Raw genomic sequence first — 25,242 nt, 5'->3', positions numbered from 1 at the left:
CCTCCGACAGGTTTATCGCAGGAGAATCACCACCCCTGGTTTTGACGGTACTTGAAAGTATAACGACGCGTGATCGAAGAGTTCATTTTCATTCGTCTCCCGGACACATACCTGCGCGAGGTCTTCCCCGCGCTTTGACTTCAACGCTCACCACCACGGATTTTAGCCGCAGCAGCTTGAAGTGGTTTGAGACCCGCTCCTGAAAGCCGATCCCGAGGGGCCTACCCTCATCAATCGCACAGCTCGTCTTCGATTAGGCTAAGTCATTTCAACCTCTCCTCTTTCGTCAACTTCTGCAGCACACGTGATTATGACTCTTTGGATGTGACGGGATAGGCGCGGCGCATTTTGGCGCGGGCTTTGTCGGTTGTGAACATCCAATTGATTTGGGCGCCGGCGGCGTTTCGTTGTCGTTCCCAGGCGTCGATTTCGCGGCGGAGCCAGTCTGGGTCATCGATTCTGCGGTCGAGGCACTGCCCGCGCAGCACGCCGATCTCGATCTCGACCATGTTGAGCCAACTGGCATGCTTGGGGGTGTAGTGGAACTCCAGGCGGCGCAGAATCCGCCGGGCTTCGGCGGGGGCGAAGGCCTCATAGAGGGAGCCGGCCGCGTGGGTTGACAGGTTATCCTGCACGACGCGGATGCACGCGGCGTCGGGATAATGGACATCGACGAGTTCGCGCATGCAGTGGGCGTAATCCTCCGCGGCCCGCCGTTCGGTGACCTTGACCTTGCGCCAGGGTCGATGCACGTCGATGCAGACGAAGAGATTGACGGTGCCATTGCGGCGATACTCGCAATCGTAGCGTTCGAGCTGGCCCGGCTCGGCCGGGATCGGCTGGCGAACCTCGCCGATGAGCTGGAGCGGGCTCTCGTCGAAGCAGACCACCGGCCGGTCTGGATCGGGCGCCTCGGCATAGAGGTCGAGCACGTCTTCCATGCGGGCGACGTATTCGCCATCGACCTTTGGAATGCACCACATGTCCCGACGCCAGGGCTTGAGACCGTTCTCGGCCAGTCGCCGGCGCACCGTCTCGCCCGACAGGCTCTCGTGGTCAGTGAGCTTGACCATGGCGTCGGCCAAAAGCTCCAGCGTCCAGCGAGCGCGGCCCTCCGGGGGACTGGCGCAGGCCGTTGCCACCAGCAACGCCTCCTCCTTGCCGGTGAGCTTGCGCTCTGCGCCAGGCCGCGGCTCCTCGCTCAACGCCTGCTCCAGATTGCCTTCCACGAAGCGCCGCTTGGTCCGGTACACGGTGGAACCACCCACCGCTACGGTGCGGGCAATCTCTTCATCGCTGCAGCCGGAGTCGGCCGCCAGCAAGATCTGGGCGCGCTTGAGCTTGCGGGCGGCCCGTTTGCCCTTGCTCAACATCGCGGTAAGCTCGTCGCGTTCGGCTTGGCTCAATTCGACCCGATAACGTACATTCATCCCGACCTCCTTGTTGGAGAGCCGGATGAATCGACAAATGAATCAAAAATCAGGTGCCGCTCGCAGCCTCAGCGCTCAAGTCTTCACAGACAAGCAGGGCCAATACCTAGCCTTCATCTACACTTACGCGCACATGTTCCGACGCCCGCCCGCCGAGGCCGACATGCAGCGCCACTTTCAGGTCACACCACCTACCGTGCACCAGATGATCATGACCCTCGAACGAAACGGCCTCATTCGCCGTCAACCCGGCGTCGCCAGAGGCATCCAAATCCTCGTAGCTCCGGAAGACTTGCCCATCCTGAACTGGCTAGGAATCAACCAGTCAGAAACACTGTGACGAGGTACTAGCCGATCCGAGCCAGAAGGATATAAGTTGGCACGCCGCCAGCTAAGGGCTGCGCTCGCCATCGGAACAGTGCACGAGCATAGCGTGACTCGTGGCCGAGAACAGTCGCCTACCTGTCGGTCTGGCGGCTGAAAGAGTGGCCATGCACAATTGACTGCGTGGACAATAGCGGGGCAACCCTTTTAACGGCTGCCGAAATGCTGACCAGGCTCAGAGGCTACTTCAAACACTGCAGCTATGTAGAGCCATGATTATTGAATTCGCCAGTGTGCCCGTGCTGTTGTCGGTCGCGCACAAATAGAGCGTCCGACGTATGGACTCTGACTTTACGCGCTTGAGCGAAAAGCGCTCATCGATGAACATGAAGGCGTCACGCTGACCTCGGAAAGGTCGCCACTCCAAAAACTCGTCGACACCTTACCAGCTCGTCTTGAATCCTGCGGTCAAGCTCATGCTGGTCGTGCCTTGCGCGGTTTCTCCGATTGAGCTCGCGATGGTGACGCCCTCGAAAAGCTTCTGCTCTGCGCCAAAGGTGCGCAGCCATTTATCGTCAGTGGTCGACATGATCTGGCCGACGACAAAGCTAGTGCCGATCTTTTCGATTGTGACTTTCGCCGACTGATGGGTCTCGTAATTGCTTACCTGTCCGCCGATGCCGAAGCGCGACACCTTCCCGTGCTGAAGCACGTTGCAGTCGATCTGCAAGGCCAGCGAGTGTACGTTGGGCAGCGGCACCGACCCGGTGAGCGAGGTGCCGATCTTGCTGCTCTCCGCGCCCGGATCGACGCGCGCCTCCAACACCGCTTTGTCCCAGATGATGCCTGCGCCGGGCGCGGTCGCAACAGCCCAGACGTTGCCGGAGGATTGCGGCACGGTTCCGCCATTAGCGGCCTTCTTCGCCAGAAAATCCGACATCGTGGCTGGCTGGCGCACCACCGTCATGTCGGCGCCGATCCAGGCGTCCCAGAACGGCAGGATCGACTGCTTGGCGGTGACGGCGGAAGCGCCGTTCGATTCGGTACTGGATGACCAATTCAGACTGTCGGTCGCGGGCGCAGCCTGTGTGGCATGCGGCGCAACTGCAGTTATAGACGAGAAAACGAACGCGGCCACCCAGCGCGCGGACTTGGCCCAGTCAAGCCCTGACGTGAAATCCGCGGTCCTGCTCGCAGTCGATCGGTCTTGTCATTTTGAAGGTCTCATGGCCAACGTTTTCGCGCGTTTCTTACAACTTGACGCTACGCTCGATTCAAGCCCTTCTGCACATTCCGCGAGCGGAGAACAGATTGTTGGCCAGTAAGAGCAAGAGACAATAGCTCTGCGCTTCAGACGCAGCTTGCCGAGTAGCTTAGAGTTTCTCCGTCCCAACGCGGACTGGGCCATGCGCCGTCACGACCTCGATTTGGAACGCGCAGCACCGACGTCTACGTGGCCACCTAACCAATAATCTCGCGAGCCGTCGCCGCATATCCTGATTGATGAATCGCCTGAAACGCTTCCACTCACCCTCTAGATGAGCCTTCTTTGCGTTACGATTCGTCCTTTAGTCTAGGAGCCCGTCCAGATAGCTTTCTGGTTGGCGCATTTCGACACGAATCCCGCTCATGCGGCCCTTGCGAGGTTAGCGAGCTTCACGAGGTTGTGGGCGGTGCAGATCATCGCCCATTCGGCACGCACGTTGGCCAGGCCCCGCAACAGGAACTGGCGGAAGCCGCGTGCCTGCTTGATCTGTCCGAACACCGCCTCCACGATCTGCTTTCTTAGCCGGTAGGGGGTGTCGAAGCCGCCATCGGCAATCTTTTTTCTCATCGCCTGTGTCAGCGGTCCGCCGACCTTGCCGTTGTCGGCGGTGGGGCGCTTGGCGCGTCCGGTGGCGATGTAGCCGTCGATCCCGCGCTGCTCGAGGCTCGCAAGATTGGCCTCGCTCAGATAGCCGCTGTCGGCGGAAGCTTGTTGTGGCTTGTGGCCGAGATTGGCTTCGATGCCATCGACCAGCGGCACCAGTTGGCCATGGTCGCTCGTGCTCGGCGTCAGCCCGTGTGCAACGATGATCTGCGCTTTGCCATCGACGGCCGCCTGCGCGTTATAACCCTGGATGAAGCCGTCCTTGGTTTTGAGAATGCGGCTTTCAGGATCGGTGAAGTTGCGCTGTGCCTTTGCGGCAGGCTCGTCGGATGGCGGCGCGGCGGGCTTGCCGGTCTTCTTGCGACCCTCAGCCTCGCGGCTTTTCTGCTTCTCGGCCTCGATGCGACGCTCCTCGTCGGCCGCGGCCTTGGCCTCCGCCTCCAGCTCAGCCTCGGCCGCAGCGATCCTGGCGATCCGCTTCTGCTTGTCGGCGACCCAGTCGGGCAGTTCGTCGCCACGTTTGGTGCCGTGCAGCTTGTCGTCTTCGGCATCCGCGGCCTCGGCGGCGGCCAGCCAGCGATCGACCTCGGCCTGCAGTTCGGCTTGGCGCTTCTTCATGTGCCCATAGCTCATCGCCTTGTGTTTGGACGCATTCGCCCTGATCTTGGTGCCATCGAGCGCGACATGCCCAAGCCGTACCAGCCCAGCCTTCTCGGCGAGCTTCAACACCTGCACGAATAGCCCGGCCAGCTGGTTGAGGTGCCGCTTGCGGAACTCGGAGATGGTGCGGAAGTCCGGCGCATCGAGGGCTGCGATCATCATGAAGTCGGCGCGCTCGATGCACGCCTTGGCGATGCGCCGAGAGGAGTAGATGCCGCTCGCATAGCCGTTGAGCAGCAGCGCCACCATCAGGCGCGGATCGAACGGCGGCCGGCCGAGCGCACTCGTGTAGCTGCCGCTAATCTCGGTGAGGTCGAGGCTCTCCCGCACCAGTTCCACGATGAACCGTGACAAGTGGTCCCTTGGTACGAAATCCTGCACGCTGGGCGGCAGAAGCTGCGGCTGATCAATCTTCCAGAGGCGAAAATACTTGCTCATCGCCGCCAATAGAATCAGAAACCCACCCAATTGAACAGGGACTACTCGGACAGGCTCCTAGTCTGACTGAGTCACAAAACCGCAGGCTTTAGCCGGCCAGAATCAGCGATGGTTGAGGCATCGACCATCAACCGACGAGGCCGACATGAATGGGCGTGGCACCAAGACCAGCGAAATGCGATTTGCGGCGTATTTGGAAGGGCTTGCCAGCGTCATCGGTCATGCGGATCGGAAGGCGCCACTGCGCGACTATTGCGTCGGTCTGATGGCCTGTGGCGGTCGCAAGAGCGTGGAGCCGATGGCGGCGGTGACGGCCCCGGAACGGACGGCCGCCCAGCATCAATCGCTGCTGCATTTCGTCGGCAGCGGCGCCTGGTCGGATGAGAAGGTGCTGGGCAAGGTACGCGAGATGGTCCTGCCGGCGATTGAACGCCAGGGCCCGATCGAAGCTTGGATCATCGATGACACCGGATTTCCCAAGCAGGGGCGACACTCGGTTGGAGTTGCACGGCAATATTGCGGGCAGCTCGGCAAGCAGGATAATTGCCAGGTGGCGGTGTCACTGTCGATTGCCAACCACCACGCCAGCCTGCCTGTCGCCTATCGCCTTTATCTTCCGAAGGAATGGACTGAGGATTGCGATCGGCGGCGCAAGGTGGGCATTCCTGCCGAAGTCGGCTTCCGGACCAAGCCTGAGATCGCGCTGGAGCAGTTGCGGTGGGCCTGTGCGAGCGAACTTCCGCGCGGTGTCGTGCTGATGGACGCGGGCTATGGCAACAACAGCGATCTGCGCACGGAGATCACGGCGCTGGGATTGACCTATGTGGCGGGTCTTCTGTCGAGCACAACGGTATGGGCGCCCGGCACCGGTCCCTTGCCGCCGAAGCCATGGTCGGGCCGCGGTCGTCCCCCGAAACTGATGCGCCGCAACCGTCAGCATCAACCGGCCGCCGTCAAGGCGCTCGCGATCGGCCTGCCGGCCAAAGCTTGGCGCACCATCACATGGCGGCAAGGAACGAACGAAAAGCTGAGCTCGCGCTTTGCCCGCGTCCGGGTCCGTGCCGCGCACCGTGATTATTGCCAAACCACCCAGCGGTTGGAGGAATGGTTGCTGATCGAATGGCCGAAAGGCGAGGACCAGCCTACCAAATACTGGCTCTCGACATTGCCGGAGGATGTGGCATTCCGGACTCTCGTAGAGACGGCTAAATTGCGCTGGCGCATCGAACGCGACTATCAGGATCTCAAGCAGGAAGTCGGGCTTGGCCACTTCGAGGGACGCGGCTGGCGCGGCTTTCATCATCACGCAACGATGTGCATTGCAGCCTTCGGATTCCTGATCTCCGAGCGGGAGACGATTCCCCCCTCAGGCGCTCGGTGCGCCCGGCCGATCCCGCTCGCTCGCGTTCCCGCAGATTACAGACCCCGCGGATCTGCCACTGCGAACCCAACGCCACATTCCAGATTCGATCACGACGATGCGACGGCGGCTCGAACAAGGGCTGGTCCGAACGTTGTTGAGATGTCCTTGTTGTGCGATCAAGTTCGCCCACTCCACCGACCACCGTTTGTGACGCAGTAGGACTAGTACTACTGAGTCAGAAAAGTGTCTGATTCAAAAGATCGCGGGCGAGATCCTGTGAGAATCAGTTACCTGTTGAGATTCAGGCATCGGCAACGGGGGCTGATATGGATCTCCGGACATCAGGCGGCAGTGAATCGCGATTTTCGGCTTTTGTCGAGAAACTTGTGAGTGTGATCGGACATGCGGACCGGGCCCAGCCGTTGTTTGATTATTGCATCGGCTTAATCATGCCGGGGGAGCGTAAAAGCGTTGAGCCTATGGCAGCGGTAACGGCACCTGATCGGACGGCGGCGCAGCATCAGTCGCTGCTGCACTTCGTCGGCCAATCGCCTTGGTCTGACGAGGGTGTTTTGGCCAAAGTGGGTGAGATGGTACTGCCGGCGATAGAGCGCCATGGACCGATCGAAGCGTGGATCATCGATGACACCGGTTTTCCCAAGAAGGGAGCGCACTCGGTCGGTGTGGCGCGTCAATATTGCGGGCAGCTCGGCAAGCAGGATAACTGCCAAGTCGCGGTATCCCTGTCGCTTGCCAATCACCACGCCAGTCTGCCGGCGATGTATCGTCTCTATCTGCCGCAGGAATGGGCGGCAGATAAGAAACGTCGGCGCAAAGCGGGCGTGCCCAAGGAGATCAGCTTTAAGACCAAGCCAGAGATCGCGCTTGAACAGATCGAAGCAGCCTGCAGAACCGGGCTTCCTCGCGGCGTGGTGCTGATGGATGCCGGATATGGCTGCAACACGGACCTGCGGACCAGCATCAGCGCGTTGGCGTTGACCTATGTGGCTGGTATCTTGCCAAACACCACGGTGTGGACATCCGACACGGCGCCGCTACCGCCGAAAAAATGGTCGGGCAAAGGGCGACCACCAAAGCTGCTGCGCCGCGACCACAAGCATCAACCGATTTCGGTCAAGGAGCTTGCTCTTTGCCTTCCTAAGCGGGTCTGGCGCACGATCAAGTGGCGAGAGGGCGCGGCCGAGCGGCTATCGTCGCGCTTCGCTCGCGCGCGCGTTTGCGTCGCGCATCGAGATTACCAACTCACCGAAAGCCGACCGGAAGAATGGCTTTTGATCGAATGGCCAGAAGGTGAGGACGAGCCGACCAAATACTGGCTTTCAACGTTGCCGGAAACGATCACTTTTGGAAGGCTAGTCGATCTAACCAAGCTGCGCTGGCGCATCGAGCGCGATTATCAGGATCTCAAACAAGAGGTCGGGCTCGGGCATTTCGAAGGGCGAGGTTGGCGTGGCTTCCACCACCACGCTACGCTGTGCATCGCAGCCTACGGATTCCTGGTCTCCGAGAGGGAGACGATTCCCCCCTCGGGATCTCGTTCCACCAGGCCGTTCAAGAGACTTGCGGTTTCCAACGGTTACCGACCCAGAGGCTCCGCTGCTGCGACCCGAACGTCACATCCCGAACTCGATTGCGACGATGCGGCGAAGACTGATCGTTGCCATCGTCCGCACCCTCTCACGCTGTCCCTGTTGCATTCGCCCGATCAAACAGCGCCTTCTTTTGTGACGCAGTAAGACTAGAGGGGATACAGCCGAACCAGAAGAACCCGCGGAGGACGTCACAAGTCGTCACACCACTTCAGAAACCTTACGTGCGAGTTTGTGACGTTAGGTTAGCCTTCAACCGCTTGCGTGCGTTTGCGTCACATGTTGTTGTCTGAGCGCGACCAGTCTTATGTCTAGAATCCGCCGAGATGCTGGCGAGAACGACATCGGGCAAGGTGCTGCGTTCCCAACCTGTGGTCGTTTTGAAGGAGAAGAGTATATGCAGTTCAGTGGCCGACGCCTGCCGATCCTGTTGTCCGTGTTTGTGGCTGCGAGCATGAGCACGATCGCCAAGGCCGATGAGCCCTCGCCGAAATACGCCGAAGTGCTCAGTGCCCTGCAGGGCGGCAAGGATGTGAAGCTCATACTGGACCTCAGCCGCTGCACCACTGTCGATGGCGGCAAGCCTGGACCGGCCGTGCAGGGCGGGTTGACTATTAGCGCCTTCAGGGTGAGCGCCCAGCACGGCATCAGCTTCGCCAATGCGCATCAAACCGTGGACATCTCCGGACACCCGGTTACCGAATACATTCGCCATAGCCTCAGCCGCGAAGGCAAGCTCACCGTGCGGGCCTCCAAGCTAGCGGTCGGGGCGACCGAGGTCGTGAACCAGGGTGATTTTGCCTGCGAACTGCCGGACGGCGCGAAGTTCGTCTGGTAGTCCAAAGAAATACTCGCACGATGCGTGGTGCGCTTTTGCCACCGCTGATCAAGGCAGTGTGGACACTTCATCGGAAGCCAACATGGTAGTCGCGAACGTGCGATGGCCAGTTGGTTTCCGGCCGTGTTCTGGCACAGGGCCGCCACACAAAGAAAATGGGTCGGCGCGATCACCCGCCGACCGTGAGCTCAGAACAAGCCTCGCCTCGCAATATCATCAAAATAGTGTTTTCGGGCATACATGGATCCGATAGAGGCCGATCACACGTGGCTGTCCCTCCTAGTTGGACGTTGAGCGACGAGCAGCCAGGAGCGCGATCTCGTGAAACTGACAAGCGAAGCGTGCACCGCACTACGCTCGTATTTTGATCAGAAAATCGCTCACCTGTCCCTGCAACAAGCCGATATTGTTGTTCAACTCTCGGACGTTGTCGACGACTTGGTCAGCCGATGAGCCGGAGGCGCGCGATGCATCATTCAGCCGGTCAATATCTCGCGATGCCTCTCGCATATCAGCACTGATGTGTGTGATGCTCTCTGAGATGTCATTCGTAACAATCGATTGCTGTTCTATCGCCGCCGATATGCTGCTCGAGATCTCGCGCATCTTGTCTATTATTTCAGCGGTGTCGACCATTGCGGCCGCCGCCAGTCTCGCCCTTTCCTGAATGGCAAGTATCTGAACATCGACCTCGCTCGTCGCGTTTGCCGCCTGAGCAGCAAGATTCTTCACTTCGCTCGCCACCACTGCAAAGCCTCTGCCCGATTCGCCAGCTCGCGCGGCCTCGATAGTCGCATTAAGCGCCAGCAAATTGGTTTGCGATGCTATTCCCTCGATGAGCTGGACGACACTACTGATCCTTGTCACCGACGCAACGAGCTCACTTAGCGTTGCTTCGGCGTGCACCGTCTTATCCCGGGCAGCCTGCGAAGTGTCCGCCGCGGTCGAAACTTGCCTGCCGATCTCCGAGATTGAGGCCGAGAATTCCTGCGCAGCTGACGACACGGCATTCGAGTTTTCTTCCGTCTTTTTCACCATCGCGGCTATACCTTCAGTACGAAGACAGACATCGTCCGTGGAGGCCGTAATTGCCAATGAGACTGCTTGCATGTGCCGCATGGAGCCGGCCAGAACATCGACAACCCGCGACACGTCGTTTTCAAACTTCTTAGCTAGGCTCAACCGCTCCTCGCGCATGCGGACCAGGTCAGTTATGTCCTGCCAACCACACACGACTATCGGGCGGCCCTCGAATTGAGACACCACAAGACTTGTCCTGATCGGAATAGGGGTCTGATCCTTACGGCGAAGCCACCACTCGATCGCGACATGGCCTGATTGCATGACGATTTTATTGGTCTCTTCAAACATCTGCGCAACGCTCTTACCATTCGGCTGCGGATCAACCGAAATATCCGCGAGCGCCAGCCCTCGCATCTCTTTCCTATTGGAAAACCCAAGAATGTGAGCTGCAGCATTGTTGCTCAGGACGCACTTGTCGGAGTCGAAAACTGCGATACCATCCTTGATGGACTCAAAGGCGTTAATGGCCATCACATCGTCTAAGGTTGGTGCTGCGGTCTTCCCTCGCGTCGATGTCGCGAAGGAAATAGCCAACATTGATCCACCGACAAGCAGCCCGCTCCAGAAGTGAATTGACAACGCGTCCGCATTGGCAGCGACGGTTGCTGCCGGGACAGACAACGCCAGCGCGAGATTTGATATTCGACTAAGCCACATCGAAGCCCCCAAATGCGAATGAACCCAAGTCAAGTGGTTGTATCGAATCTCGATTAAAACTCTCTTTCGGTGCTGGACGACCTGTCCGTTCAGATCGTTTTTCTCCATGCGAACCCTCATGACGAAATCAAAAGCACAAAGGGCTTGGGAAGCGATCAAAATTGATGCGCGGCTAAATGCCAACACTTCGCACTGTCCGCGGTCGACGCGTTGATGACTCTGGACGAATTTGTCTGTTGCTCGTTCGGCGACATGCGGCGATCAACGCCTACGCATCCTTTACGCGTAGTGCGCACATACCCGCGTATATTGGCCTATACCGAGGTATATCGGAGCTATTGAGCGGGCAGCTCCGACGCCGTGCAAAGCGATGCGAATCCGCGCGTGCGTCTCCACGACTCTGCGGTGATGCTCGCACAAAGAAGCAAGTGGCGCGTCGAATAACGCGGGCGTTACGTCAAGAGTGCCCGCGCGCCATCGCTCGTTCGATCTGCGAGTGAGACTCTTACAGCTACTCGGGACACATTACCCGCGCGCGCGTTTGAACGAATGCGAATCATCATCGCCGTCCATCAGCCAGTGCCGCGAACGCCGTCTTCAGCATTGCCACGTCGAACGTCCGCCCCCGCACCGAGGCCCGGGCGCGACTGAAGGCGCAAACCATCGCGACTGCTGGTCAGAACATCAAGCGCGACATCACAAAGGCGATCGCAACCTGCGCAACGAGTTGGACAGGCTTCCTAAACAGCATTGGGTCGCAATGAACAGCGGCCCCAAACCGAGCAAGCGGATAAAGCGCGACTGCGGCCCGTCGCACTTCAACACGGTGTCCGGCTGTTCGAAATGCGCACCGACCTGCCCTATTTATTTGACCGCCGGCCTCCCGGTCCGATGTTGCTGGAACACAGTCCGAATTGGGTTCAATACTTAATACTTACGCACGATCGCAACCTTGCCCGCCCTGAAGTTTCGGGAAGGCGTTCGGTTCTTTCGGAAATGAAAATGTAAGCGGGAAGGTTTTGGCAGCAAGAGAGTGGAGCGCGGCCTGCTCCTCTGCAAGTCGTCTTTCGATGAACTCGCGTTCTACATCCGACAGTCTTGTTTCTAGCACGCGTCTGCATCGGTGCATGTTGTTGCGATGAGCCCGAATTCGAGCCAGGTCTTCATCGATCATCGTTGTCACTTATGAAGGCCCATGTCCTATTTGATTTCGAGCAGCAGCAAGAGATCTTTCAGCGAAACGTTTGGCCTGTTGGAGCGCACGCCGCATCGGAGAAACGTCCGGCAACCAGCATACATTTCGTCACTTTTCGAACTCCTTTCTCCATTTCCAAGTCGCGCTTCGCTAAGCGAGCGGTGGGCCGGGTCCCGCTCGCCCTGAAGTGGACCTCGGATTTTGGACCGGCGGCTTAGGTGGTGCGGATGCCGTTGCGTTTTGATAAACGGAGCGGACCATGAAGAAGACGAGACGGACAATCGATGCGGCGCTGAAGGCAAAGATCGCCTTGGAGGTGCTGCGAGAACAATCAACGGTGACGGATCTGGCGCAGCGCTACCAGGTGCATGTGAACCAGATTTATGCCTGGAAGAAGCAGCTTCAGGATCAAGCGGTTCGGGCGTTCGACGCGGGCGCTGGTCGGGATGGCGAGGCGGCCCACGAACTGGAGGTCGAGAAGCTCCACGCCAAGATCGGACAATTGACGGTCGAGCGGGATTTCTTAGCCAGGAGGTCCGGAAGATGAGCGCGCCGGATCGCCGAGGATTGCTTCAGCGCGATCATGCGGGTCTATCGATCCGCCGGCAATGCCAACTGCTGAGCGTTGCGCGATCGAGCGTGTATCGGCCGCCGCGGCCGGCCAATGACAACGACCTTGAGCTGATGCGGCGGATCGACGAGCTGTTCACGGCCTGGCCGTTCTTGGGCTCGCGGCGGATGACGGCGATGCTCAATAGCGAAGGCTGTCGCATCAATCGCAAGCGCGTGCAGCGGTTGATGCGCAAGATGGGCATCGCGGCGCTGGGACCAAAGCCCAGAACCACAAAGCCGGCGCCGGGACACAAGATCTTCCCGTATCTCCTGCGCCATATGGTGATCGACCGACCGAATCAAGTGTGGGCGGCCGATATCACCTATCTGCCGATCGGCCAGGGCTTTCTGTATCTGGTGGCGATCATCGATTGGGCGAGCCGTGCGGTGCTGGCCTGGCGGCTGTCGAACACGATGGACACATCGTTCTGCGTGTCTGCGCTCGAAGAGGCCTTGGCGCGCTTCGGCCGGCCTGAGATCTTCAATACCGACCAGGGTAGCCAGTTCACCAGCGCCGCCTTCACCGGCACGCTGGCCGCCACCGGCGTCAGGATCTCGATGGACGGTCGTGGGCGCTGGATGGACAACGTGTTCATCGAGCGGCTGTGGCGCTCGCTCAAATACGAGGACATCTATCTCAAGGGTTATTCGGATGGCCACGAGGCCAAGGCCGGAATCGCCCGATGGATCGAATTTTACAATTTCCAGCGCCCTCATCAGGCGCTGGAAAACCGCGCGCCGATGGCGGTCTGGCGGGCCGGTGTCACCGGCGCACAGGCTGTGGATATGACGCTTCTCGCAAGCGAGAAGCTTGGACAACGCTGCGCGTTGCCCACATCCCCACAGCCACAACAGCAGCAGGCAAGAGTAGCGTAAAGTCACTGGGAAGAACGAACGGCAGCAGCTCCACTTAAAAAACCAGACCCAGTGGTCCTCAGCATAGGGTCCACTTCAGTCTTGCTTTCTTCCATCTCTTGACCACCAGCATTGCGTGATTTCTTGAATCAAGCAAACGAGATCTATTCTCTGGGCCGTTCGATTTTTTGAAGTGAAACCCGCCGTCGTTCCCGAATGCTTCGGTCTTGATATCAGTGATCAAGGGGCAGTTCGTAGGGCGATGGCTTCATCTCCGCACGTGCATCACAGTCTTTGGATCGATACTCGATTAGGCACACCCGATCGGCACCATCTTCTTTCGTTCGCGCGCTAGACGACCGATTCCATGAAGCCGGCACGGAACTGGAAGGGTGTTCGTGGATTCCTCGTTTTGAGATTGTCCGAACGAGGGTTGGTATCATGGCAACATGGCGGCAAGCAGTCGAGTTGGCGATGACTGAGAAGGAGATTGAAACGTTGACGGCTCTTTCGCGGTCTCGAACCGAGTCGGCGAGCCGGGTGTCGCGGGCAGCAATGCTGCTGGCCTATCGCGAGAACCCGTCGTTCTTTGCCGTGGGACGAAGACTTGGTGTGCATCATCAGACGGTTCAGCGCTGCGTCGAGCGGGCGGTAGCCTATGGTGCGCTGGCGGCACTCGACGACCGACAGCGACCGGGCAAGGAGCCGGTGATCACGCCGGAGGCCAAGGCCTGGCTGGTGTCTTTGGCGTGCGAAGGCCAAGGAGCACGGCTACCCGCACGAGCTGTGGACGACGCGGCTGCTGGCACGCCATGCGCGTGAGCATGGCCCGTCGGCGGGACACCAATGCGTTGCCAACCTGGTCCAGGGCACGGTGTGCAAGATTCTCGGCCAAGAGGAAATCAAGCCGCACAAGGTGCGCTACTATCTGGAGCGTCGCGATGCCGAGTTCGAGCAGAAAATGGCGGAGGTCTTGTGTGTCTATCGCGAGGTCCAGATCCTGAAGAAGAGCGCAGCCAGGTCGAAGAAATCGGGCAAGCGGGTGGCGATCGTCTCCTACGACGAGAAGCCCGGAATCCAGGCGATCGCGACGACGGCGCCGGATTTGCCCCCTGTGCCAGGCGTCTATCCGGCCTTTGCGCGCGATTTTGAGTATAGACGTCATGGCACGCTCAGCTTGTTGGCTGGAATCGATCTGCTGACCGGCAAGGTCCACGCTCTCGTCAAAGACCGCCACCGCAGCCGCGAGTTCATCGAATTCCTCAAACTTATCGGTGCTGCCTATCCGGCCGGTACCGCGATCAAGTTGATTCTCGACAATCACTCCGCACACATCTCGAAAGAAACCAGAGCCTGGCTCGATACACGACCGGCAGGCCGCTTCGAGTTTACGTTCACGCCCAAGCACGGCTCCTGGCTCAACCTCATCGAGGGCTTCTTCTCCAAATTCGCTCGCTCCGTCCTGCGCCACATCCGGTTGACCTCAAAACACGAACTCAAGGAGCGCATCATGGCCGGCATCGACGACGTCAATCGGTATCCTGTCATCCACACCTGGTCCTACAAGCTCGCCGAGGCCGCTTGATATGATTCGAACCACCAAAACGCAGACCTAGTCTTACTGAGCAGAGTGTCGCGGCCCTTGTCGACAGAAATCATATATTTGAGAAGACTCAACTCCAGCGTGGGGAGGCTGAGATGGGTCTGACAAACTCGGGGAACGTTGCGTCGCGGTTTTCGGCATATATTGACGGCCTTACGAGCATGATCGGACATGCGGAACGAGCCAAACCGCTTCGCGATAACTGCACCGGGCTGATGATGCCATGCGATCGCAAGAGCGTCGAGCCGATGGCGCCTATCGGCTCTACCTACCAAAGGAGTGGGTGACGAACCGTGTACGTCAAGCCGGAGTTCCCGACATCAGCATCAAGACGAAGCCGGCAATTCCACTTGATCATTTGCGCCGGGCCCGCGCGGTGGGCTTGCCGCGCGGCGTGGTCCTGATGGACGCCGGCTATGGCACTGACACTGCTCCGCCTCTAGCATCAGCTTGCCCTCCTTTCCGGTAGCAAGAGGCCATTGATTGGCTCCGCTTTCGTTCGCAGCAGCTGCCATTTCTGACCGGCAACGGCTCGCGGCGAATGCTGCGGCAGATCAGCCGCGTGCATCGCCTCGATCTCGGTGACGGCCGCGATCTCCGGAAGCGGCTCTTGCAGTATGCGCTTGTGCAGCTTCTCGGCATAATCTTGCCGCTGCTCGTTCAATGATGGCGGCATGTCGGCAGCAATTTGACTCGTATCTGTCCCTTTCGTCTCGTTCCCTTGGCCTGGACAAAACCAACGCCTGTCGGCCCGAAAGCCTTGTCAACTTCATCAACGGACGTAATCCCTTCAACGGTCGGCTTGTCGATCAGCAATTCCCGGGCCACCGTGCGGACATGGTGGCCCTGCAGGTTCCTCAAAATGCGCCAGCCAACTCGGTCATAGCTGATGCTGCCGGGGACTAAGCCCTAACAGTCCCATACATACCAAGGCCCAGTGGGAACGCTCGCGTTCGAATCACCAATCTCATTTCGTGGCGCCTGCTCCGGCGCGGTCGATGACCCAGGCCACCATGTAGCCCTTGGCCTGCTCGGCCTGCACGTGCCGGAGGGCCTCAGGGTAGGTTAGTAAGGGCTCCTGCGCCGGGTAGACGGCGCGGTCGGTTGGGGTGACAAAGTGGTGGCAACACACGCGATAGTCTTTAGCCTCGAACATCGGAATCCTCCTCTCGTCTCAAGCTGCGCAGCCATACGCTCGCACTTTCAGGTACTGGCCTACCACAGAGAATGCGGCCTTTAGATGGCCACGTGCTTCTTCAACGCTCTCTATAAGGTTGGTTCGGCCTGTCAGACAGAGATCGGCGATGCCAACATCGCGCGCTTGACTTTCAAATGCAGCAGCACCGGCAAAGAAGTGCCCGTGTGTGTTTGTGTGTGTCATTCCAAAAATTCATCGTGTCGGGACTTCGATTTCCTGTTCGTCCGCACCAGGTCTGTCAAGCCTCAAGCTTCTCGAACATTGCGGCTCTGAGCCGTTGTCTCGTGTCCGACATTTTCAATCATCCAACAACGAGTGCAATTTAATCCATACGTCCGCTCGCTTGCGTCCGCTCGCTTGATGGCGACTGAGCATGCTAGATTCCGACGGTCGCCGCACCTACTAGGAATGGTTGGCATTCACACGGCGCCGCTCGCTATGAACCTACAAAACCACGCTTGGCTATGGTACACTCGGTCTTACTGCGTCATAAATTTCGATGGCTACTTTGACTTGAGATTGCTCGGATGCAACAAGGACATCGAGATAGTGTCGCGACGAGGCAGCGCTCGATCTTCGTCGGACGGTCGCAATCGAATTTGAAACGTGCCGTTCAGGCCGCAATGGCAGATTCCATCGGCCGATAGATTTCGATGGGTCTTCAGGGAATCGAGTGGGTGATTTTGGGGGATCATAGCGGCGGAAATGCTCGTGGATACGGGCTTTCGTAAGCTCGGACAGCCGCTCGATTTTGGCATGCTGAGCGATGGCCAAATCGGGGAAGCGACAGCGGCGTCTGTCGGATGGATATTCGTTCGCAGGCTTTCGGGCGAGAGCGACCGTACGCGGTGTGTTCGGTGATCCGAATGTGCGGATCGCGCGCCTTGATCGGCGCTCAAAAAAACGGCTTGCGGTTGTTGCGGACGGGTCCAGCACGGCTGGTACGAGCGTCGGGTGCGGCAGGTTCGCGACCTGTCGAGTGCGGGATTTCGGATTGTTCTGGAATTCGAAGCGCGGCGCGTCGCCTGCCGCCGTTGCGGCGCCGTGAAACGCGAAGGGCTGGATTTTCTCGCGGACAATCCGCACTTCACCAAACGCTTTGCATTCTATGTTGGCCGCCGCTGCCGGCAGGCATCAATCCGCGATGTCGCCCGTGAGCTGAAGCTCGACTGGGACACGGTCAAGACGCTGGAGATGCAGTACATGAGGGCCCAGCTCAAGCGCGCTGGCACGCCGGGCCCCCGCGCGATCGGCATCGACGAGATCTCGGTCCGCAAGGGCCACAGCTATCGCTGAGCTGGTCCCGCAAATCTGAGAGAGCGGCCGATTGATCATCGGCATCCATGCATTCCACTCTGCCGGCAATCTCCGGGCCACCCTCCTGGAGCACCGGCATCGCTTCCCCGATGTTGATCCACATCTGGTCGACGGGACGAGAGACCAACTGATCTCCGATCTCATCAATTCCGCGAGGATTTTGCTCACCTTGCCCGGGCCCGACGTCAGGATGATGTCGCCTACCTGAAGGCGTTGAGGGTTCAGTTTTTTCATTGGCTCAATCGGATGTCTGCGCACCGGCGCAGCGACCAGCGTTGCAAAGCTTTGATCACGATTGCGTCGTTACATCACGCCAAAACTGTTCACTCTGCGCTACGACTTGCTTCATGTCGCTTCCACGACTGGCATTGCAAAGCGATGGGTTTGAATGGCTCTGTTGCACCGGGCCTTGCCTAATGAGGCCCAACCGAGCACGGGGAATGGCAGGCACGTCCTAGCAACAGCGCTTCCGGTCCATCCGATTTGTACGCCGGGGTGCGCAGGTCGCGCCATGGACATCCTTTCTTGTTCAGAGCTGCTTTATTTGATTCTCGTGGAGATCATCGAAGCACATGCGGGAATCATGGTTGAGAATGAAAAGAACAATCGCCGCCGGCTCGTCGAGTTCAAGGACGGCTGCCGCTATGGCAAATTCGGAAGGACCAAGGCTTATGAGCTGATCGGCGACGCCAGGATTAGGGCCTACAAGATGGGAGGCAAGACCATGATAGACCTCGACAGCGTCGACGAATATCACGCTTCGCTGCCGAGGGTCGACACGAGAGCAAATTAGGCCCGCCGATCGGCGTAGGATACGGCGGTTCATCGCCGTCGAGCGAGCCCTCCTCGTTGAGTAGGGTCGACACGATCGAGCGCAATCTCGTAGTGATCGCCGGCGGTGCCAATATTGCAGCCCATAATCCCCTGCGTCTTTCTAAATTGTCTCGTCGGACATTGGCACGCCATCTGACTTTGGCACGCATTGGTCGTTGGACGTCCAGTTCAGCGGCGCGCGATCAGACGCTTTTGGCTCGGTCTCGCGCCAACGCAACAGTGTTGGCCCCGAAGCCCAGCCCCTCCCCGCTTACTAATTCTCGTCGCTTACTAATTCTCGTCACGGCCAGGGTTGGATTCCCGGTCGGGACATTGCGGAGACCGGAACGGCGTCGGGCCTGACCTGCTTCCAAGGCCCGCTGAAAATATTTTTGCAAGCTAAGACCGCACGTCAGCTTGTTGGTATTTCTGTTGGTATCGGCAACAATCGACGATGAAAGCCATTTTAGATTAAATTGCTTATTGCACTATGCGGTTATCGGCCAGGGGAGATGCCCAGCAGAAGGATGATCTGTGCTCCATGAGTAGTTGATGCGCCATCAGCGGATACGGCGCTTGTGCTATTGTTAAAGAAGGCGAACCACGCACTCCTTCCCACCGCTAGCATCGGCCGAACCATGTTTCTCCTGAACGAGCACCCCGACCACCGGTCTCCGCTCACGACCGCGGACGCCGACACGTTGAGTCTCGAAGCCGCTCGCGAGTTCTGCAAACGGCATGGCTATGGCGACCTCGCCAGGAAGACCGGCCGTGCTCGTGAGCAGTTCTTGGTCACCAGCGACACTGCGACCGTGTTCGCCTATAACTCAGAGTTCCGTGGTTTTGCCAACTACTACTCGTTTGCCGATGACAACAAACGCGCCTTGGGAGTGCTGTAGCTCGTTGTGTTCCGCAGCCTCATCAAGACGCTGGCGTTGCACCATCGAACGACGAGGGCACAGATCATGGCCCGTCTGTGGAAAGGGTCGGATTACGAGGTGTCCTCCGTAGTCCGAAGCAAGCTTCGCACGATCAAACTGTGGAGACTGAAGCACCTCACGCGAACCTTTTGGATAAGTCAAGGAATTGGCGATCTCACAAGAGGCGCGTGGTGGGTCATAAACTCGAATGACCTAATCGATCGCCTGCACGCTCGCCCATGCGAAGCATGTGGCGGCACGACGGGACCATTCGAGATGCATCACCTCCGCCGCGTGCGAGACCTGCAGAGTGGGTCGCTGATAGTCTGGAAACGGTCCGGTTGGCGGCGCAAGACGATCGTCCTGTGCCCGTTGTGCCGGGTGGCCGTCTCCAATCGAGAGCATACGCATATGGAAAGCCGTGTGCATCGCAAAGGTGCCCGCACGGTTTGGGGGGAGGCGTAGGGACATCCTCCGCGGAGGTGTTCCACGCCTACCCTACCGAGACGCACAGCGGCTCGGTTCATATGTGGACGGTCCCCGACTTGCAAGGATTGGCTCTGGCAGCATGCTCGGATCGCTTGCGCTCATATGTCCGGCCTGTTTTCGGGTCGTGCGACCACCGGCCAAGATGGGCTTCGCGGACAGTGAGATCCAAACACGAGAGCGGCATTTTCTGCCGGTAAACCGAGCGGAGCATTTCACTGACCGGCTCGCGCCGAACGTACCACCTCTTTCTGTCCTGCAAGTTCCGCCCCCAGCGTCAAACCTGCCGGTCTGGCGCCAAGCTCTGCATTTCGTTCAAGTTTATGTCGGCATCGGCATGAGTCTGCTTGCGGGTCGGTACCGCTCGCCGCTGACCATCAGTTTCCAGGCGATCCGCGCCAGCTTGTTTGCCAACGCTATGGCCACCAGCTTCGGCGGCTTGCGTGCGATGATGTCTTTCAGCCAGGGCCAGGAGCGACTTTCCCGTCGGCGCATGTCTGCGATCACAGCCGTCGCGCCAGCCACCAAAACGGAACGCAACATGCCGTCGCCGGCGCGTGTAATCACGCCGAGCCGGTTCTTTCCGGCCGTCGAGTGATTCTTTGGTGTCAGGCCAAGCCAGGCGGCAAAGTTTCTTGCCGACTTGAACCCGCGTGCATCCACGACCTTGATTGACAGCAGCGTCGCGCCGATCGGACCAACGCCCGGGATAGCCGCCTGCCGCCGGCTTATCTCGTTACTCCAGTGGAGTTGCATGAGCTTCTTGTCGAGCTTGGCGATCTGGTCATCGACGCGCGCGAGCTCTGTTGCCAAAGCGTCTACCAACTCCTTCACCAAGTCAGGTACTGTCGCGTCAGCCCGAATGTCGATGAGCAATTGCTGAAGCCGGGAAAGCCCCTTGGGCGCGGTAAAGCCGAATTCCGCGGCGTAGCCACGGATCGAATTGGCGAGTTGGGTCCGCCTGGCGATGAACTGGTTGCGCACACGCGCGAGCATCTGTGCGCCCTGCTGCTCGGGACTTTTGATAGGCACAAAGTTCTTACGCAGTTTCGGCCGGCTTGCCGCCTCGCAAATTGCCTCGGCGTCTGCAGCGTCCGATTTTCCTCGCTGCATATATGGTTTGACATATTGCGGCGGGATCATCGCCACCTCGTGCCCAAGCGCTTGGAGCTCCCGCGCCCAGTAGTGCGATGCACCGCACGCCTCCAGCGCGACAAGCGCAGGCGGCAAGCGACTGAAGAACTCCAAAACCTGCCCGCGCCTCAACTTACGCCGTAAGACCGGCTGCTCGGTCCCGTCAACGCCATGCAGCTGAAATACACTCTTCGACGTATCCAGACCGATGCGAACAATCGTTTCCACAGGCGGCTCCTTCGTTTGAGGTCAGCGACGACCTCATCTTGCCACGCAGTGTGGCGGAAGGGGGCCGTCCACCCCAACACGAGAGCCCGATGCGGCGAAAGCCGCACGCGCGCAAGCGGAAGGCGCGACTATAGCCTCCCAATCTTAAAACCCTGCTGCGGAAGCGCCTTCTTTTGCGATCGCTTCTCGACGAGGACGTTCACTGTTCGCGTGTTCGGCAGTCTTAGGTGACAGCGATATTCGCTTGAGCGAGATGTCAATCTGGCACGACTACTCAGGTATTGCCGAGCCCTCCACGAACGCCGTTTGGTAAAGCTCCTCAATCCTTGTGATTTCATCTGACGTCAATTGTGAGAATTCGCTTTCGCGAGCACGCTTGGAGAGGCGTCCTTCGTTCTGCCGGAGGAATCCAAATAGATTGTTAAGCGTCCGTTCCGGCATATCGATCATGTTTTCGACGCCTGCCCGGAACGTATCGAAGCTTCGCAAAAATCGCGTTTCCTTTGGAAGATCCTGTTCGATCGTCCTCTGCACACATTCGTACAGAAACTCTGAGTGCGGCGTCGCGTCGAAGAAGCGGTAAAAATCGCTGGTATCGTTCAAGGCCTTGACGTTGCCCTTTGGGGTCGGCTCCCATTCAACGATAGGAAGCAATCTATTCGAATAACTTTCCAACACTTCCTTGTATTCGCCGATCTTGTCGAGAATTGCTGCCGAGACAGGAAAGTGGATCCCGGCGGGATTGAACCCGCGCCGCGCCAGAACATGGTGCATGAGGTATCGGTGAATACGACCGTTGCCGTCTTCGAACGGGTGGATGTAGACGAACCCGAAGGCAAGCACGGCGGCAGCAACGACAGGATCAAGTTCGCTCTCCGCTGCCTGATCGAATGCGATCAGTCCGCGGACGAGGGAGTCGATGTCTTCCGGGCGCGCACTGATATGGTCCGGAATGGGTCTTTGCGTCTCGCGGTCATGTTCGCCGACAAAGCCGCCCTCGGCACGGAAGCCAAGCTTCACGAAGCGCTCATCGCCGATCACGATGCGCTGGAGGCGTAAAAGTTCTGCCTCATCGAGCGCTGCCCGTCCCGCCTCACCGATGGCCCTGCCCCACCGCTGGATGCGGTCCTGCGGCGGTCTCTCGCCTTCGATGACGTAGCTGGACTTTGAGTCCTTGAGAAGAAGGAAGGCGGCAGTTCGCGCGAGCAGATCTTTCGGAACCTGGCTCACCACGACCCGGGCCCGCTCCCTAAGATCCTGCGCAACAAATTGCGTCAGTGCCGGCGTCTTGAAGACGAGCGGACAGAAGCCCGGCGTTCCCGGAAGATTGTTGCGGACACGATGGCGTACCGAATTCTGTCCGGAGGCGGTGTATTGAAGTTCTGTATCGACGGCATCGACGTAAGAGACCTTGTCTGCCGCAGGCAAATCAAGTTGGCGCTCCAGCAACCATTCATAGAGAAACCAGAGACGTCGTGTGTAGAGCCCCGTCGGTTTCTGCCGCACAAGCTCAGCAATCTCGTTCTCCGTCGCGGCGAGGAAAAGTCTCTTCAGGATTGCAAGGTCCAGTCCTTCGTTCTTCAGCGCGAAGGTGAGGTGTCCCTCAAGAGTAGCGTCCGGCGCATGCCGTGGCGTAAAGATGCGCCATCCCCCATGCTCGATGATCCGGTGCTTTGTCCCAATGGCGGAAAGGATCCGGGGGACCGGGACGGCTAGGTCGTAGGCGTCAATCAGCGCCGCATAGCCAGCCGGAGTGGCCACCTCGGGGAGTCTTCGATCACGAAAAACATTCACGGGTCCTGAAAAGTCTGTCTTCATGGGCTTTGTTCCTGAAAAGCGCTTTCGACTGTGAATTTCCTTCCCGTTCTCCTCCTTAGGTTGAAAACAAATCTTCGGCTACGAAAAACGCTCTCGCAATAAAAAAGGTATGAAAAGTTTTCACGAGCCTGCTTCCTCGTGGACCGAGGGGAACCGATGGCCGCCGCGTCGCTCAACCACCAAAAAGGCGTACCAAAAGGTGCAATTCCAGATGGAAACTGACCAAAATGCAGGATTAATTCATCGAATGCGGCGTAACTGGTCTTGAAGACTGGCTCAATTGCTTTTGTTCTCTTTTTGTTCTATGGTGGTTTTATGGCTTTCCTTACGGAGCAGGAACTCGAAAGCCTGCGCATCGATCAGAGCGTCTTCCATATCGTCGGCCCGGGAGAGGAACACTTTCAGCTACTGACAGCGTTCGATGCCGGTCGCCACGCGCCTTTTTTCTTGGGCCGCGTCCGCTCGGTTAACAGCGGAAACCGATACGAATTTCTGGAAGACGCCGCAGTCCGGGCACAACTTGCGCGCATCAGCCGGGACAAAGCGACCTTCCAGGAGGAAAGCGAAAAGCTCGCTACTGCCTTCAATAACGCCCATGGAGGTAGCACGGCTGTGGGGGCTTTCCTGATCTTCTCCCTGTCCTGTTCCAGCGGCCGGCTGTTTGCGCTGTTGAAATTCGAGGACGAAAAGGTTCTCAGCTATGACTATGACGTCACCCGTGGGCGCTCAGGCAAGCCGAAGCCGACCTTCGGCGAAATCGAGCGGACATTCGTCCAAAACCGCAACGCCTTGCAGAAGGCCGCGCTGGTCAAGCTGCGCAAAGACGGCGACGAGATCTGCGTTGTCGATCGTCAGAATCCGCAGCGGCCTGCGGCCTATTTCGAACAGTTCCTGCTCGTACGACGGCAGCGGACGGAAGAAGAGCTGACCAAGGCCATCATCGACGTCACGCGCAACATTGCGCAAAAGCACAAAGACATACTTCCGCAAGACGCGATGAAGAATCTCGCGCAACGCCTTTACGATGCCAGCCAGTCAGGTGGATCCGTCGACGGCGAAAGCGCTGAAAATTGGCTCAAGAGCATTTTCGGACCGCTGCCCGACGACAGCCCTGCGGTAACGGACTTCAAGGCCAGGCTGAAGCGCGAAGGAATGGCGGGCGAATCATTTGTGCTGCAAAAGAATGCGATTCCGGCGCCTCGAAACCGTCGGGTCGAGACGGCGAGCGGAGTGAAGGTGACCTTTCCTGCGGCCCTGACGCCGTCTGTCATCTCGGTCGATCGCGAGAAGGGCCAGATCATCATCAAAGACAAGATCACACTCGATGACCTTGAGCTCAACACATCTGGTCGAGCGCGTTCGTGAGCTAGTCGCGAACGGCGCATGGGCGGACGAGCGTGTTGATGCTCTCGTCTTGCGAGGGCGGCTGCCGTCGGCCGACGCGCAGGCGGCCTGGCTCGTATTCGTCGACGAAATCCCGGCCCCCTTCTCGGCATTGCAGGTCTATAATCCTGCTGTCGGTGGCGATCTCGTTGCAAGTGACGTCTTTGATTCGACGCGCGAGGTGGTGATCACGCTTGGAAAGCCAGTCGCCGAGGGTTGCGTCTTCTTTATCTTCCAATCCGGCGTTCCGCACTATCTGACGCAACGGACTGTCCTCCCGCGCCTCGCCATTGCCGACTTCCCTTCCACTCAGGGGTTTCGCGCGCGAGGATTGGAGGTCGCGGCATGGGATTTGGCGCAGCCGCCCAAACCGTCAGAATCCCCTCTCGGCCCGATCGACCCAAGCGGGTATGTCCGCGACTTTGTGCCGGATCGTGAAGTCGTTACCGATCTCGGTCCCTGGATGCTCGTGGCTGCGCCAGCAGTTTCATCGCCCGCGTATCGAGCCTGGGAAACGGTGGCTGCCCGCCGATTGCTCGGTGGTCTTGTTTCCCGTGCCTGGCTCGAGGATGGTCAGGTTTGGTTGCAAGCAGCAGCGACGCCTCCGATCTATCGCATCAAGGCTGATGATCCTGCCCTGCCGGATGCTCGTGCTCAACTGACTGAAGCCGCGCACTGGGTCTTTCTTTCTGGAACCGACATCGAGGCACGCCATCTGCTCTTTTCGGGCGAGTTGGCTCGGGCGAGCCGTCCTCAGCAGGATCTGGCCACGACCTTGGACCAGGCGCTTGAGGCGGCCAAAGCTGCCTATGAAGCTCACGTCCAATCATCCAGTCGCGAGACGCTGAAAGCGCTCGCTGATCTCCGCAAGACGGTCATTGATGAAACTCAAAAAGTAGCCCAACGAGCGCAAGATCTCGCAGCAACGCTTTGGCGCGACCTAGCCGTCTCGGCAGCGCCGTTCATACTAAAAATCTTTGGCGACGCGGCCAAAACCTCGGACACCCTCGTTTCTTCGCTTTTCTACTTTGCTGCCGCCGTGTTCATCGGCGTATCCTTTGTTTTGCAGTGGCGTATCAATGGCGCGTTCTTCCAAAGTCAGGCCTCCTCCCGGCGGAGCTGGATGCAAAGTCTTTACAGCTATATCTCCGTTCGCGAGCGGGAAGAAATCGCTGAAACGCCGATCGAGGAAGCGATGAAGAACTACCGGGAAACCCGCGGCGTACTGTTTGGGGTCTACATACTTTTGATTGGAGTTCTCGTTGCAGCGGGCGTGCACACGCTGCACGATGTAACGCCCTCGCCTTCGAGCCGCGCCACAGGCGCGGCGCCGAGTCAAGCTCCAGTCCCTCCACCTCCGGCTAAGTCGCCATAATATAGACGCAGGAAGGCCGGCGGCAGTTTGCA

Annotated in this window: 23 protein-coding genes and 2 pseudogenes; 16 read left to right on the top strand and 9 right to left on the bottom strand. The window is 58.8% G+C overall.

What is annotated here, in order from left to right; genetic code table 11:
* Positions 1 to 308: 308 nt before the first annotated feature.
* Positions 309 to 1,430: an IS630 family transposase gene (locus NLM32_RS06840; RefSeq protein ID WP_254128379.1), complete on the bottom strand. Its 1,122-nt coding sequence runs from the start codon at positions 1,428 to 1,430 to the stop codon at positions 309 to 311.
* Between the two features lie 25 nt (positions 1,431 to 1,455).
* On the opposite strand from NLM32_RS06840, the gene NLM32_RS06835 reads away from it, so the two are divergent.
* Positions 1,456 to 1,770, top strand: a complete 315-nt coding sequence (locus NLM32_RS06835; RefSeq protein WP_254128380.1) for a LexA family transcriptional regulator — start codon at positions 1,456 to 1,458, stop codon at positions 1,768 to 1,770.
* A 426-nt stretch (positions 1,771 to 2,196) separates the two neighbouring features.
* Here the strand turns inward: NLM32_RS06835 and NLM32_RS06830 are convergent, their stop codons facing one another.
* The gene (locus NLM32_RS06830; protein WP_254128468.1) at positions 2,197 to 2,892 is read right to left on the bottom strand and encodes a hypothetical protein; all 696 of its coding nucleotides are present in this window, start codon (positions 2,890 to 2,892) and stop codon (positions 2,197 to 2,199) included.
* 489 nt (positions 2,893 to 3,381) lie between these two features.
* A complete protein-coding gene (locus NLM32_RS06825; protein WP_254128467.1) occupies positions 3,382 to 4,722 on the bottom strand; it encodes an IS1182 family transposase in 1,341 nt (446 codons plus the stop codon).
* A gap of 145 nt (positions 4,723 to 4,867) precedes the next feature.
* Between NLM32_RS06825 and NLM32_RS06820 the strand changes: the two genes are divergently transcribed.
* From NLM32_RS06820 to NLM32_RS06810, 3 genes are all read left to right on the top strand, one after another.
* Positions 4,868 to 6,304, top strand: coding sequence for an IS701 family transposase (locus tag NLM32_RS06820; RefSeq protein WP_254128466.1), 1,437 nt, complete (start codon positions 4,868 to 4,870; stop codon positions 6,302 to 6,304).
* A gap of 107 nt (positions 6,305 to 6,411) precedes the next feature.
* Entirely contained in the window at positions 6,412 to 7,842 is a 1,431-nt protein-coding gene (locus NLM32_RS06815) for an IS701 family transposase (RefSeq protein ID WP_254128465.1), read from the top strand.
* Positions 7,843 to 8,092: 250 nt separating this feature from the next.
* Positions 8,093 to 8,533, top strand: a complete 441-nt coding sequence (locus NLM32_RS06810; protein WP_254128464.1) for a VirK family protein — start codon at positions 8,093 to 8,095, stop codon at positions 8,531 to 8,533.
* A 351-nt stretch (positions 8,534 to 8,884) separates the two neighbouring features.
* Here the strand turns inward: NLM32_RS06810 and NLM32_RS06805 are convergent, their stop codons facing one another.
* The gene (locus tag NLM32_RS06805; RefSeq protein WP_254128463.1) at positions 8,885 to 10,381 is read right to left on the bottom strand and encodes a methyl-accepting chemotaxis protein; all 1,497 of its coding nucleotides are present in this window, start codon (positions 10,379 to 10,381) and stop codon (positions 8,885 to 8,887) included.
* 826 nt (positions 10,382 to 11,207) lie between these two features.
* Complete coding sequence (locus NLM32_RS06800) at positions 11,208 to 11,447, bottom strand: hypothetical protein (RefSeq protein ID WP_254128462.1); 240 nt, start codon at positions 11,445 to 11,447, stop codon at positions 11,208 to 11,210.
* Between the two features lie 280 nt (positions 11,448 to 11,727).
* Between NLM32_RS06800 and NLM32_RS06795 the strand changes: the two genes are divergently transcribed.
* The 4 genes and pseudogenes from NLM32_RS06795 to NLM32_RS06780 form a co-directional block, all read left to right on the top strand.
* Positions 11,728 to 12,956 (top strand): IS3 family transposase gene (locus NLM32_RS06795; protein WP_375143528.1). Its coding sequence is split into 2 segments (ribosomal slippage): positions 11,728 to 12,010 and positions 12,010 to 12,956, totalling 1,230 coding nucleotides; the frame shifts between segments, so codons are not numbered across the junction.
* 453 nt (positions 12,957 to 13,409) lie between these two features.
* Complete coding sequence (locus NLM32_RS06790; RefSeq protein WP_254128460.1) at positions 13,410 to 13,757, top strand: hypothetical protein; 348 nt, start codon at positions 13,410 to 13,412, stop codon at positions 13,755 to 13,757.
* A complete protein-coding gene (locus NLM32_RS06785) occupies positions 13,720 to 14,520 on the top strand; it encodes an IS630 family transposase (protein WP_309144875.1) in 801 nt (266 codons plus the stop codon). Before NLM32_RS06790 ends, NLM32_RS06785 begins: the two co-directional genes overlap by 38 nt.
* Positions 14,521 to 14,633: 113 nt before the next feature.
* Positions 14,634 to 14,971: pseudogene (locus NLM32_RS06780) on the top strand (transposase); the annotation flags it as partial.
* 12 nt (positions 14,972 to 14,983) lie between these two features.
* On the opposite strand, the gene NLM32_RS06775 reads toward NLM32_RS06780, so the two are convergent.
* Both NLM32_RS06775 and NLM32_RS06770 read right to left on the bottom strand, forming a co-directional pair.
* Positions 14,984 to 15,202 (bottom strand): hypothetical protein, encoded by a 219-nt coding sequence (locus tag NLM32_RS06775; RefSeq protein WP_254128459.1) that lies wholly within the window; start codon positions 15,200 to 15,202, stop codon positions 14,984 to 14,986.
* A gap of 303 nt (positions 15,203 to 15,505) precedes the next feature.
* Positions 15,506 to 15,694 carry a hypothetical protein gene (locus tag NLM32_RS06770; RefSeq protein WP_245288299.1) on the bottom strand — a complete coding sequence of 63 codons (189 nt, stop codon included), beginning with the start codon at positions 15,692 to 15,694 and terminating at the stop codon, positions 15,506 to 15,508.
* Between the two features lie 954 nt (positions 15,695 to 16,648).
* Here NLM32_RS06770 and NLM32_RS45730 point away from each other — a divergent pair.
* The 6 genes and pseudogenes from NLM32_RS45730 to NLM32_RS46190 form a co-directional block, all read left to right on the top strand.
* Positions 16,649 to 16,762 (top strand): annotated as a pseudogene (locus NLM32_RS45730) (hypothetical protein); the annotation flags it as partial.
* Between the two features lie 18 nt (positions 16,763 to 16,780).
* Complete coding sequence (locus NLM32_RS06765; RefSeq protein ID WP_309143721.1) at positions 16,781 to 17,032, top strand: helix-turn-helix domain-containing protein; 252 nt, start codon at positions 16,781 to 16,783, stop codon at positions 17,030 to 17,032.
* A 31-nt stretch (positions 17,033 to 17,063) separates the two neighbouring features.
* Positions 17,064 to 17,261, top strand: a complete 198-nt coding sequence (locus NLM32_RS06760; RefSeq protein ID WP_254128457.1) for a hypothetical protein — start codon at positions 17,064 to 17,066, stop codon at positions 17,259 to 17,261.
* Between the two features lie 303 nt (positions 17,262 to 17,564).
* Complete coding sequence (locus tag NLM32_RS06755) at positions 17,565 to 17,846, top strand: hypothetical protein (RefSeq protein ID WP_254128456.1); 282 nt, start codon at positions 17,565 to 17,567, stop codon at positions 17,844 to 17,846.
* A 658-nt stretch (positions 17,847 to 18,504) separates the two neighbouring features.
* Complete coding sequence (locus NLM32_RS06750; RefSeq protein ID WP_254128455.1) at positions 18,505 to 18,765, top strand: hypothetical protein; 261 nt, start codon at positions 18,505 to 18,507, stop codon at positions 18,763 to 18,765.
* A gap of 66 nt (positions 18,766 to 18,831) precedes the next feature.
* Positions 18,832 to 19,251: a hypothetical protein gene (locus NLM32_RS46190; RefSeq protein ID WP_375143527.1), complete on the top strand. Its 420-nt coding sequence runs from the start codon at positions 18,832 to 18,834 to the stop codon at positions 19,249 to 19,251.
* Positions 19,252 to 19,593: 342 nt separating this feature from the next.
* Here the strand turns inward: NLM32_RS46190 and NLM32_RS06745 are convergent, their stop codons facing one another.
* Together NLM32_RS06745 and NLM32_RS06740 are read right to left on the bottom strand one after the other, a co-directional pair.
* A complete protein-coding gene (locus tag NLM32_RS06745; RefSeq protein WP_254128454.1) occupies positions 19,594 to 20,634 on the bottom strand; it encodes an IS110 family transposase in 1,041 nt (346 codons plus the stop codon).
* A gap of 270 nt (positions 20,635 to 20,904) precedes the next feature.
* On the bottom strand, positions 20,905 to 22,452 hold the full coding sequence (locus NLM32_RS06740) for a Fic family protein (protein ID WP_254128453.1): 1,548 nt from the start codon (positions 22,450 to 22,452) through the stop codon (positions 20,905 to 20,907).
* 264 nt (positions 22,453 to 22,716) lie between these two features.
* On the opposite strand from NLM32_RS06740, the gene NLM32_RS06735 reads away from it, so the two are divergent.
* Together NLM32_RS06735 and NLM32_RS06730 are read left to right on the top strand one after the other, a co-directional pair.
* Positions 22,717 to 23,817, top strand: a complete 1,101-nt coding sequence (locus tag NLM32_RS06735; RefSeq protein WP_254128452.1) for a nucleoid-associated protein — start codon at positions 22,717 to 22,719, stop codon at positions 23,815 to 23,817.
* Complete coding sequence (locus NLM32_RS06730) at positions 23,777 to 25,210, top strand: hypothetical protein (RefSeq protein WP_254128451.1); 1,434 nt, start codon at positions 23,777 to 23,779, stop codon at positions 25,208 to 25,210. Before NLM32_RS06735 ends, NLM32_RS06730 begins: the two co-directional genes overlap by 41 nt.
* Positions 25,211 to 25,242: the final 32 nt, after the last annotated feature.

The organism is Bradyrhizobium sp. CCGUVB14, assembly GCF_024199935.1.
GTDB lineage: Bacteria > Pseudomonadota > Alphaproteobacteria > Rhizobiales > Xanthobacteraceae > Bradyrhizobium.
Note: the sequence above shows the minus strand (reverse complement) of the source record. Positions and strands in the feature narration are given on the sequence as shown.

Excerpts from the sequence above, each read along its gene's own strand:
- NLM32_RS06840 (WP_254128379.1), bottom strand. The coding sequence starts at position 1,430 with ATGAATGTACGTTATCGGGTCGAATTGAGCCAAGCCGAACGCGACGAG.
- NLM32_RS06835 (WP_254128380.1), top strand. The coding sequence starts at position 1,456 with ATGAATCGACAAATGAATCAAAAATCAGGTGCCGCTCGCAGCCTCAGC.
- NLM32_RS06825 (WP_254128467.1), bottom strand. The coding sequence starts at position 4,722 with ATGAGCAAGTATTTTCGCCTCTGGAAGATTGATCAGCCGCAGCTTCTG.
- NLM32_RS06820 (WP_254128466.1), top strand. The coding sequence starts at position 4,868 with ATGAATGGGCGTGGCACCAAGACCAGCGAAATGCGATTTGCGGCGTAT.
- NLM32_RS06815 (WP_254128465.1), top strand. The coding sequence starts at position 6,412 with ATGGATCTCCGGACATCAGGCGGCAGTGAATCGCGATTTTCGGCTTTT.
- NLM32_RS06810 (WP_254128464.1), top strand. The coding sequence starts at position 8,093 with ATGCAGTTCAGTGGCCGACGCCTGCCGATCCTGTTGTCCGTGTTTGTG.
- NLM32_RS06805 (WP_254128463.1), bottom strand. The coding sequence starts at position 10,381 with ATGGAGAAAAACGATCTGAACGGACAGGTCGTCCAGCACCGAAAGAGA.
- NLM32_RS06800 (WP_254128462.1), bottom strand. The coding sequence starts at position 11,447 with ATGATCGATGAAGACCTGGCTCGAATTCGGGCTCATCGCAACAACATG.
- NLM32_RS06790 (WP_254128460.1), top strand. The coding sequence starts at position 13,410 with ATGACTGAGAAGGAGATTGAAACGTTGACGGCTCTTTCGCGGTCTCGA.
- NLM32_RS06770 (WP_245288299.1), bottom strand. The coding sequence starts at position 15,694 with ATGTTCGAGGCTAAAGACTATCGCGTGTGTTGCCACCACTTTGTCACC.
- NLM32_RS06755 (WP_254128456.1), top strand. The coding sequence starts at position 17,565 with ATGGACATCCTTTCTTGTTCAGAGCTGCTTTATTTGATTCTCGTGGAG.
- NLM32_RS06750 (WP_254128455.1), top strand. The coding sequence starts at position 18,505 with ATGTTTCTCCTGAACGAGCACCCCGACCACCGGTCTCCGCTCACGACC.
- NLM32_RS46190 (WP_375143527.1), top strand. The coding sequence starts at position 18,832 with ATGGCCCGTCTGTGGAAAGGGTCGGATTACGAGGTGTCCTCCGTAGTC.
- NLM32_RS06740 (WP_254128453.1), bottom strand. The coding sequence starts at position 22,452 with ATGAAGACAGACTTTTCAGGACCCGTGAATGTTTTTCGTGATCGAAGA.
- NLM32_RS06730 (WP_254128451.1), top strand. The coding sequence starts at position 23,777 with ATGACCTTGAGCTCAACACATCTGGTCGAGCGCGTTCGTGAGCTAGTC.